Origin of the sequence: Stygiolobus sp. CP850M, from assembly GCF_037389425.1 — an archaeon.
In the GTDB taxonomy this organism is placed as follows: domain Archaea; phylum Thermoproteota; class Thermoprotei_A; order Sulfolobales; family Sulfolobaceae; genus Stygiolobus.
This window is the reverse complement of sequence record NZ_JBBHKR010000086.1, coordinates 1-9204: the sequence shown is the minus strand read 5'-3', so window position 1 is coordinate 9204 and position 9204 is coordinate 1. Positions and strand designations below refer to the sequence as shown.

General features: G+C 38.4%; 11 protein-coding genes. 7 read left to right on the top strand and 4 right to left on the bottom strand.

Features of this window, described 5'->3' with window-relative positions:
- Positions 1 to 11 precede the first annotated feature (11 nt).
- A complete protein-coding gene (locus tag WIW89_RS11160; RefSeq protein ID WP_337720826.1) occupies positions 12 to 491 on the bottom strand; it encodes a DUF2299 domain-containing protein in 480 nt (159 codons plus the stop codon).
- 71 nt (positions 492 to 562) lie between these two features.
- Here WIW89_RS11160 and WIW89_RS11155 point away from each other — a divergent pair, with 71 nt between their 5' ends.
- A complete protein-coding gene (locus WIW89_RS11155) occupies positions 563 to 2923 on the top strand; it encodes a hypothetical protein (protein ID WP_337720825.1) in 2361 nt (786 codons plus the stop codon).
- 370 nt (positions 2924 to 3293) lie between these two features.
- Positions 3294 to 3938 carry a hypothetical protein gene (locus tag WIW89_RS11150; RefSeq protein WP_337701628.1) on the top strand — a complete coding sequence of 215 codons (645 nt, stop codon included), beginning with the start codon at positions 3294 to 3296 and terminating at the stop codon, positions 3936 to 3938.
- Here the strand turns inward: WIW89_RS11150 and WIW89_RS11145 are convergent.
- The gene (locus WIW89_RS11145; RefSeq protein ID WP_337720824.1) at positions 3904 to 4497 is read right to left on the bottom strand and encodes a class I SAM-dependent methyltransferase; all 594 of its coding nucleotides are present in this window, start codon (positions 4495 to 4497) and stop codon (positions 3904 to 3906) included. The genes WIW89_RS11150 and WIW89_RS11145 overlap by 35 nt on opposite strands.
- A 38-nt stretch (positions 4498 to 4535) precedes the next feature.
- On the opposite strand from WIW89_RS11145, the gene WIW89_RS11140 reads away from it, so the two are divergent.
- From WIW89_RS11140 to WIW89_RS11125, 4 genes are read left to right on the top strand one after another with little or no spacing between them, the layout of a single operon-like run.
- Positions 4536 to 4742, top strand: a complete 207-nt coding sequence (locus WIW89_RS11140) for a MoaD/ThiS family protein (RefSeq protein WP_337701632.1) — start codon at positions 4536 to 4538, stop codon at positions 4740 to 4742.
- A gap of 52 nt (positions 4743 to 4794) precedes the next feature.
- A complete protein-coding gene (locus tag WIW89_RS11135) occupies positions 4795 to 5418 on the top strand; it encodes a hypothetical protein (RefSeq protein WP_337720827.1) in 624 nt (207 codons plus the stop codon).
- Positions 5415 to 6533 (top strand): FAD-dependent oxidoreductase, encoded by a 1119-nt coding sequence (locus WIW89_RS11130; protein ID WP_337720823.1) that lies wholly within the window; start codon positions 5415 to 5417, stop codon positions 6531 to 6533. Before WIW89_RS11135 ends, WIW89_RS11130 begins: the two co-directional genes overlap by 4 nt.
- Positions 6534 to 6539: 6 nt before the next feature.
- Positions 6540 to 7067 (top strand): DUF1955 domain-containing protein, encoded by a 528-nt coding sequence (locus tag WIW89_RS11125; RefSeq protein WP_337720822.1) that lies wholly within the window; start codon positions 6540 to 6542, stop codon positions 7065 to 7067.
- On the opposite strand, the gene WIW89_RS11120 is transcribed toward WIW89_RS11125, so the two are convergent.
- Positions 7060 to 7386 (bottom strand): hypothetical protein, encoded by a 327-nt coding sequence (locus WIW89_RS11120; RefSeq protein ID WP_337701638.1) that lies wholly within the window; start codon positions 7384 to 7386, stop codon positions 7060 to 7062. The two genes, WIW89_RS11125 and WIW89_RS11120, sit on opposite strands and share 8 nt — an antisense overlap.
- Positions 7387 to 7405: 19 nt before the next feature.
- Positions 7406 to 8851, bottom strand: coding sequence for a DUF790 family protein (locus WIW89_RS11115; protein ID WP_337720821.1), 1446 nt, complete (start codon positions 8849 to 8851; stop codon positions 7406 to 7408).
- Positions 8852 to 8883: 32 nt separating this feature from the next.
- Between WIW89_RS11115 and WIW89_RS11110 the strand changes: the two genes are divergently transcribed.
- On the top strand, positions 8884 to 9204 hold a 321-nt coding region (locus WIW89_RS11110; RefSeq protein ID WP_337720820.1), incomplete at its 3' end, for a DEAD/DEAH box helicase family protein.

Sequence of the window (9204 nt, the reverse complement as noted above, 5' to 3'; positions counted from 1 at the left end):
TTGTTTTTCTTTTAGACATACCTAAGAGATCCCTTGCTTTCTCCTTGGACATTACCGAATTTGTAATTTATTTTAGCTATAACTAACATCCCAGCGTTTCTAACTGTATAATATGCGTTTAAGAACTCGTTAGGGGTTAGTGAGTCCATGAAGACTATTCTTAAGACTTGAATTACCTCAGGCGTTTCAGTCCCTGGAGGTAAAAAGGCAAAGTCTACACCCATCTTAAGGAGGTCTTCCGTTAGTTCCTGAAAGAACTTCTTCTTATCTTCCTTTTTCATTTCATTGATAGCAGCTTTGTGGTTAGGGTGAATTAGTATACCCATTGAGATGAGATAGAACTTCGATGAGTCATTCGGTCTGATAATGTCTATTGAGGGAAACCCTTGAGGGGGTGCCGTTACTATATGATAAGCTTCTTTAGCTTGTGGTGGAATAGTTATGGAAAGACCTAACTCTTTTATTAAAGCTTCTAATTCTTTGTCATTCATCACATTTAATTGGAAACCTAAATTATAGCACTTTCGCTTAATCTTTTAATCCTTCTTAGTCAATAATGCATGTGGAAGTAAATAACAAGGCCGTACTCGGACTTCTAGTACAGTTTTCAATTGCCATAATTGTAGTGTCTTTTCACCAAGAATTGAGTGTATATTACTTCCTTGCTATTTTTCTAGCCGGAATCTCGATAAATACACTTTTCGGAGAGCCAAAGATTAACCTTCTAGCAATAGGTTTAGCATTTCCTTTCATCTCAGTTTATTCCTATCCCGAGTTTACCTTGGTGATATTAGGGTTATCAACCATATCTTCGTATTACTATAGGGATTTCGCTCAGGTCCTCCTAGTCCTAGCCTTTAACTTGTTCGTCCTCAACTTCTCCGACTTAGTACTTTTTCTCTCCTTCGTTACACTGGTTATAGTCTTTAGGCTTAGCAATCTGGACATGAGAGCTATAATCGCCTCAGGGCTTATCATGATAATGATAGCGGCTTATGAGTCTGCTCTGACCGTAACTCTGGGGGACATAGCTTACTTTGACTTATTGTTTGGTACTATAGGAATAATAGTAGAAGGAGCTAGGTCAAAGATTCCGAGTAAGTTAGTGGTTCCCTTGTCCCTACTAGTAATGCCTCTCGTCTCCTGGTTACTACCCTTACCTGAAGCGTACTACTGGTGGTCTTCTAAGTCCTTCTTCTTCAATTATGGGATCATAAACGCGTGGCTTCCGGGTCTACAGTATTTTCCTTTAATCGAGATGTTCCCGGTATATTATATAGCTCACTTTCTTGTGTATAAAACGAACGATTACGTAGGCTCTCACTTGTTCATTTCTCTAGTTTATTACGTGTCGTCCCTTTCTTCGTATCTATTTTTTTCCAGCTTTCACAAGTCCAGAAGGGTACTACTGATTTCTTCCGTTCTATACGCAATGTTAACTCCTATTACTTCTATACCTTTGTCCGTAACATACTCGCTCTTACCTTTTGCACTTTATTTGGCAAGGACAGTGAGTTTACGTAATTATGTAATCTTCTTCACTACTTCATTGATCTCTTCAAGTGTAGCTTACCCCTTTAACTTCACTTTTGCGAGTATAACTAACGAAAAAGTTCGAAAGGAATATGTGGCGATAGCCTTTACAGCGTCTCTGTTCTGGATTATTCCATATTTCTTACTTGGTTACCCGTCTTCATCGTTGTCGTTTTACACGATTTTCACACCCATAGCAATATATTATGCACTTTTCATCGTGGGATTGGGTGTAGCGTTCGTTACGAGAAACAAAGTATCCGGTATTAGCATGCTAATTAGTTTAGCATATATCTTGTTGGGTTTACCTTACTTCTATCTGATCTATCCCTTCGCGATTTTAACCTTATTTGCAGCTTTCCTTTCCACAGAACTCAAGAGTTTAATACCAGTATTCTTTATTTCAATTTTCTTAATATCTGCGTATGCAAATGCAACTCAACCTTTTTTAAATATTCCTTCTTCGGTTACTTCCGTTGTAAAGCAGTTAGAAGGTTTACCCTTCGGTCTAGTCTACTGGAATTCATCTTATGAGTTGCTGTCTCCTCTTCCCGTCACAAATATCACAGCTTATGCATATTATATAGTAGAAAATGACACTGTCATGAACAACACTAACTTTGTAGGTTATTCGTTAGTAGCAATTCTCCCTAAACAACATAATAATCTCAACGTGAGTCCGTTATTAAATTCCCATGTAGTCAGATATAACGGGTCTTTTGAATGGGTATCAGAACAAGGAGGTAAGGAGAGTGAAGTGGCTCTAACTTTAAATCCTCCTCAATACCTGGTGGGGAATCTGCTAGTTGTTATTAATATAACGAATTTAGAATACTTCTACATAGAGGTTGTAACTAACAACGGAGTTAAGTACTATCATAACACGACAGTTATACCCCTTAATACTACAGTATATGCTATAGATCTCACTTGTTATGACCCACAACCTCATCAGGTCTACAACGTGAGTATCTTCTACGTTAACTCCTCTAATAAAAAGCTCAACTTACTCCTTATTCCTCCTAAATCAGAAACGCCCCTATTTATTCAAAAAGATAACTTTACCGACGGAAACCTAGTGATTCAGATAACCTCTGACGTCAGCTTCAACATAACACTTAACCGAGATCTACAACTTAACTTTACCATTAACGGAGCGATTGCTAACCTTACACAGACTTACGAGCTAAAACCTGGAAAGTATATCATTGTAGGCTCATTCGCTTACAAGGACTATTTTATTTACGGGGAGTACGCGACTATAGCCGGTTTTATAATAGGTTTTGTTTACGTCATGGTTGTATCAAATGAGAATCTCAGGAGTAAGCTCTATCGCGTACTTAAAATAGAGAAAATAAAAAGATATATAGAAAGCGGAGAAAACAAATGAGACCTCCCATTTAACCGCGTAAATAGCCCTATAAACAATAATCAGCGGTAAAGCCGATAGGATGAGTCCTATATCACCGAGTAAGGTTACGAAAAGCGAACATATCATTATACTGAGCAGAGCAGAGAAAAAACCCCTAATTATTTGAAAGCTGTGAGTAAATATTTTCGATAGGAATTCCAAAAATATCAGTGAAATGAAGAGAACTATTGCGAAATGCACTGACAGTATCACAATGAGCGGTACGTGAAACTCACTCACTTTAACATAATCATTAAGTGGCGTTTTAAATGTTTTCTAGCTAGAGTATAAACTTTTGTTAAATATTTTTAATAAAAGATTAATTAAATTTATCTTATTCATTTTTAGTATGGACTCTAACTGGAGGAGTACACCAGTCGAGGTTAGAGAAGGGATAAGGTATCTTTCGGCTCATTTCTACCCAGAAGGGATGATGAGTAGATGGAGCGAGTTAAAGAAACTATCATTTAATGCCGCCAAGATGATAAAACTTTACTCACTACAGCAGGTGATAGAGGAGTTGGAACACTTCGACTTTTTCAAGGAGTACTTCAAGGAAGAGCCACTTAAGGATGTTAAGCTTCCTCCATCATATATAGAGTTATTTGACGGTTTAATTCAAGATTTTAAGACTTCTAATTGGAAGGACAACGTGGCGACTAGGTTCCACATGATCACTGAAGGAGTTTTAGCTACTGTAGGTCTGAAAATCCTTAACGAGACCTCCAAGAAATACGGTCTTAATAAATTTAACGAGGGTATAAGGGCTATCATAGAAGATGAGGCAAGACACGTAAACTTCGGGTTTTCGCTCATAGAAAATAGAGAGTATGCGATAAAGCGTATTGAGGAACTCTTTCCGTTAGCGGTGAGAATAGTAAAGGAAGGTAAAGAGAAGATAGAGCCAATGGGGTACAATGTCGACGAACTGATAGGTCTGATGGAGGATCTGAAGAGGGCTAGGATCGAGAAAATTTCTTCCCTAAGTAAATAGAGTTGTTTGGAAAAATCGAATTAACTCTGTAATTTTTTGAAAATAATGTAGTGAAACCGAATTTTTCCATGAGCTTTTTCAGCTCCCACGGGTAATAGAGCTTATAGAACCTCTCGACCCTTTTACCATTTATCGAGCTCCTGATAACGACGTTTCTTCTAAAGAGGAACTTAGGCTGTATTAACCAAACCGTAACTAAGACTTTACCCCCCTCTTTAAGTATCCTGACCGCTTCGCTGACGGCTTTGTTCGGCTCTCTTAGGTGGTGTAAAGAGGCTATGTAAAGTAGCCCGTCTACTGACCCATCTCTAAAAGGCATGAATTCCATGTCGGCTAACACGAGGTTCTCACACCCTCTCTTCTTAGCTTCCGATAGTTGTCTTTCGGAAAAGTCTAAACAAACTTTGAAATTTGCGTTTGCCGCAAGGCAGTTTTGTCCAGAACCGCATCCTACGTCCACGATTGTCTTTTTCTTCCCTAGTAGTCTCAAGTATTCCAAAGGCTTTCTTCTGTGTACAATGTATTCGTAGGCCTCTTTTGTTCTTTCTTTCTCGTCCACATAAGATTTTTCAGTTCGGTTGAATAATTAAATATCTTGTGAAGATCATAGTGAACCTAGTAAGGGAAAATAAAAGGCTTGAAGTAGAGCTTCCTGAAAAAGCTACCGTTAGGGATTTGCTCAAGAAAATCGGGTACAGAGTTCAAGGAAGTGTGGTCGTTAAGGACGATGTTCCTTTGATAGAAGACGAAAGACTGAACGATGGAGACGAGATTAAGGTATTCTTGGCAGCTTCAGGTGGTTAAAGTGAAGCAGAACATTAACATAAGGGAGGTTTTAAGAGACAAGAAGGTCTGGATGGACAAACTAAAAAGCCCTAACAAGGACGAGAGGAAAAAAGCTTGGGAAATGATAAGGTTTATAACTGATACCGGTAACGGTAACGAACTCAAGGGGTATTTGGGTTATTTACGCTCATTGTTGTGGAACTCGTTGCAAGGTGTCAGAGAAGACGCTTGGAATAACTTGGATATATATAAGAAGCTTCTCGTAAGAGGAATAGAGAGGGGTTTGACGGCTAATTCGGACAGAATAAAGTGGAGTGCTTGGTCAAAAGCCATCGATATGATCTCTTTGGGTTTAGTTACTAAAGACCAAGTGATTCAAGTACGTTATTCCTATTGGAGGTTGTTGAGGAGCAGGTGGATGACGATAAGGAAAAAAGCGTGGAGACTTTTCGTTAGGTTGGTGGAAGAAGGGATATTCCAAAGTAAGGACAAGGAGAGATTCATAGACTTTTTAAGGCATAGGAAAGCGAGTGTGAGAATTTATGCGTGGGAGTCTGTACCGCGTTTACTTAAACTAGGTTTTATCACGAAAGAAGATATAGTATCTCAGATACGGTACTTAAAAGACCTTACTTCTCAAGAAAGTAATATAAAGAAGAGGGCAGAAAAAATCTTAAAAGGTTTTGAGAGTTGAAAGTAGCCGTAATAGGAGGAGGGATTGTAGGTTTATTCACAGCTTATTACTTATTAAAGGAAGGCGCTGACGTAACGATATATGAGAAAGCTTTTCTCGGAAACGGTTCTGTTCACGCTGCAGGTCTGATTGAGCCCTACAGGTTTGATAAGATCAATACTATGGCTATGATAAGAAAGATGATGAAATATAAGAAGCTTGGAGTAACCGATGTGAAGTCTGTAAATACATCTTGGTTATTGGCTCTCCTTACTGAATTAGAGAGACCGGCTCCTCCGGAAGCATGGGAAATAATGAGGTTTATGGCTTCGTTTTCCTTAAGAGAATACAAGTATCTTGCAGAAGAGAAGAACGACTTCGACTATGAGGAAAGCGGGCTTTTAGAGTTATATTATGACAAGAACGCATTGGAAAAAGCTGTGGAGGAGGAGAAACTGAGTCCCTTCAAACCTAAATTCGAGGTGGTAGATGTTAAGAATTTCGCTGGTGGGGTGTACTTCCCTGAACTATCTAAGGTCGACACATTCAAGTTCGTAGACAGAATGACGAGAGAGATAGCTAAGGCTAAAGTTGTAATTAAAGAGGTAGAAAGGGTGACTTCTGACGGTGTAGTGGACGGTGCAGAAAAATACGACAAAGTAGTTCTAGCTTCAGGCATTTCCTTAAGAAAGTTTGGTTTACCGATTACGGCTTTTAAGGGATACGGTTATAGAGTTAAAGGTGATGTGGGTATAAATTACCCGTTTGTCTTAGCAGAATACGGAGTTGCAGTTGCTAAAAACACAGATAATATAAAAATAACCGGAGGGTTTGACGCTGACTTCTCTGACTATTCCAGTAGGGCTGAGTTCTTCCTTAACATGGCTTCGAAAGTCGTTGACGTAAATTATGTTTATGACTTAACCATGGGTTACAGACCTTGTTCTCCTGACGGATTTCCTATAATAGGACAATATGATAATCTGGTGTTCAGTACCGGAGCGTGTAGGTTGGGATGGAGTTTCGCCCCTGCCATGGGAAAGATGGCTTCTGATATGGTCTTAGGGAGAGTGAGTTCTTACGGTTATCTCTCTCGGTATATTAGTGGAAGAAATTTAAGAGTGGACACAAGATAATATCATATGACTATTGTCAAGTCTGACCTAATTAAACGTCTAATGGACGCAAAGAAATTCTTCGTCAACGGATATGTTGATGAAGGTGTCAAGATAGTTCAAGATGTTCTGAAACTATCACCGCAGAAGGAGGAGTATAATTGGTTCATATGCAATGTAATTGAGAGTGTAGATTGTAAATACTTATTCACGATCCTTGACAAGATAGGATCGAGTTTTGACGTCTCAAAGTGTCAGAATCTTAAAAACGTGGTGATGTGTGGTATCATGCAAAACGTGTACAACGCTCACGTGGATTTAGCACTGAATTCCCTAGTAACCCAAGGAAAAAGGGACAGACTGGAGGATATAACTAAGGATATATTTAAGGTAAATCCCGATGTAAATGGAGAGATCTTATACAAATTGGCTGAGGCATTAAGGAGAGCAGGAGATGAGAGAGATGCGGTATTACTGCTACAAGAGGCGTGTAAGAAAGGAATAAAGGAGGCATGCTCTAACGCCGTGGTTCCTCCGCCAAGATCTGTCATGTAATCTCCTCTATTTTCCATTCGATCTCTTCCCCGAACTCTTTTCCTATTTCGTAAACAGTTACGCTCACAGTTTCGAAAAGTTCGGGATATATCTTATCAACGAAAACTCTCACCTTGTTTTCTTCGAATATAACTTTCCTAACTCCGTTTATCTGTGTTAATCTCTCTTTCAGTTCCTCTTTAACGGACTTAAACTTGATGTCCTCTACAGTAAAATCGACTTTATCTCTAACATACACTACTATCTCGTTTTTGTTCTCTTCGAGAGTAACTTTAATTAAATTATCTCCTAATTTCTCTCTTAATTCAATAAATTTCATTACAAAACGAAAAATTCTTTCATCGTTTTTCAGTTCCACCATTTTGTCGAATAGCTACAGCATCCGTTATATTCTTCCACACTATTTTGTAGCCTAAATATTCTAATACTTCCACGATATAATCTCCATATTTAGACCTCAAATAAGATAGGCTCTCTCCGTTGAAATCTACCTCACGTAACTTCTTCAACAGTTCCTCCTTTACGTAATAGTTCTTGAGGAATACATAACCTGGAAACTGCCTAAGGTTCTTTCTGATCAAGTTAGTGGGGACTTTAAGTTCCTCGGCTATCTCCTTAATACTCACCACATCTTTATTGAGGGAGTATTCAATTTTCACGTTCTCTAAGCTCTTTGTCTCGAGGTCTTTAAGCCACTTATAAACTTTCATTACGTCTACTTTTTTCTTAAATTTGATTACGTTGTCTCCGTCATAATCTCCTAAGCTTAGTTCTTCGTTTAAAAGTATTAAGATCGGTTCTTTTACCTCCTTAAGTTTCCTTACTTTTTCCCTGATATAATCATCAGTCCAGAAGCCTACTATCTCTATATAGACTTTCAGGTTCCCCTTCTCGGCTAGGAAATCAGGAATGAATATCTTATCTCCAACCACTATAGGTTCCGGTTCCCTCAGTAATTTCCAGCCTGATGACAAGGAGTTAAACTCATAATAAAACCTCTCTTCAACTGAACTGTCGAATACTTTTTCGTCTACGATTTCCTTTAGAATGTCCTTATAATCTTCTACCTCTAGCTTGTATATCCTCTTCTTCTTTTTTCCCAATACGATGTCAGCCTCTATCCTCCAGTGTTCTGTAGAGACGATATAAGGTAATAAAATGGCGAAATTCCGTCCGTATTTTTCACTCATTTTTAATAAGGTAGCAGGTCCGATAAACTCAAGCCTTAAGGGTTTATACGCGAAATACATTAACCCTAACCATTTTGCTCTCCTCACTAATTCCTTCCAGTTTGACGATACGTAAACAGATAGCTTGTAAGCTTTGAACAGTAGAGTTTGCAATAGGGATAGGTTATAAGCTTTAATCACATCTTGTGGTGTCAGGGGCGGTAATTCCGTAATTTTCCTTTCATCTTCTAGATCGGAGAACATGTACTTTATAGGGTCTATTCCTAATTCTAGACTAATTTTTTCTATGACTTTTTCTCTTTCTTCAGCGTCTATTACCGGACCGTACTCGTATAATTTTCTTCTTATAACTAAAGGATCTGTAGGGGAGTCCTCTTCAAATTTCGTGTATTTAGCTATGACTTTGAATATACCCCTTACGAGTTTATAATCATAAATTTTCTCTAAATATTTTAGTTCTTCTTTTATCTCTCCTAAAGTTAACCCTACCTTAAACTTAGAGAGGATCTCCTCGACTATATCAGGGTCTTCACAGAACAAAGGTACTACTTTATTCTTTGCGAGCTTAAATCTCGCTAACGACCAAGGTAACACATTTAATATTAAATGTAGAAATTTAAAACAGTTTGGTAACGCTCAGATACTTTAAAGGTCTACTAGTATTAGACGTATATGCTCCGGGAGCTAAATGGTCTGAGGAGCTAAAGGCTTACATAACTTACGCCTATAAATATGCCGAAGTAAAAAAGTATTTCAGAAGCGAGGGCGTAGAAATAGAAGACTATGTGTTTGATTACACTCCTCCTTTTCCGTCTATTGTTGATGAGATAAAACTTAGGGACTACCAGATCGAGGCTCTGAAGTCTTGGATATTACGAGGAAAGAGGGGCGTTATAGTACTTCCTACTGGAGCTGGAAAAACTATTGTCGCGTTAAAGGCTATTGCT